Origin of the sequence: Salipaludibacillus sp. CF4.18 (assembly GCF_051262595.1) — a bacterium.
Lineage (GTDB): Bacteria > Bacillota > Bacilli > Bacillales > Salisediminibacteriaceae > Salipaludibacillus > Salipaludibacillus neizhouensis.
Window position 1 is genome coordinate 1 of the sequence record NZ_JBIMEV010000171.1, and the last position, 387, is coordinate 387.

General features: G+C 38.5%; 1 pseudogene. It reads right to left on the bottom strand.

Annotation, left to right across the window (positions count from 1 at the left end):
* Positions 1–387: pseudogene (locus ACHABW_RS26020) on the bottom strand (IS21 family transposase); the annotation flags it as partial.

A 387-nucleotide genomic window follows, 5' to 3' on the forward strand; every position in this document is an offset into this window, starting at 1 on the left:
ACCACCTTCTTGAAAGAAGGCATCATAATGAGAAAGGCCGCGAGATGCGTTGGGCATGACGGGTACCTTCATACGAGGAGTAATTTCCATATGAGAACGGTCTTGATTCAATAACGAATAAAAACAGTGTTTAATTTGATCTGCGCTAGGATGACCATGAGAGGAAGCCAATTGGAGCGCTTTGTTCAGTAATGTGAAATCATCATTCTTCAAGAGTTTTGCTAGTAAACGTAATCCTGTTTTTCGTTCCTCTTCTGTGCAATCTTTTAAGTATCGAGACCAAGCATAAGGAAATTGATCATATAAGCTTGAATATTTAATTGCTTTCGGACGTTTTGATAATAATTCAAGATAAGGCTGCCATATCATCGATTTTCGTTTCACACC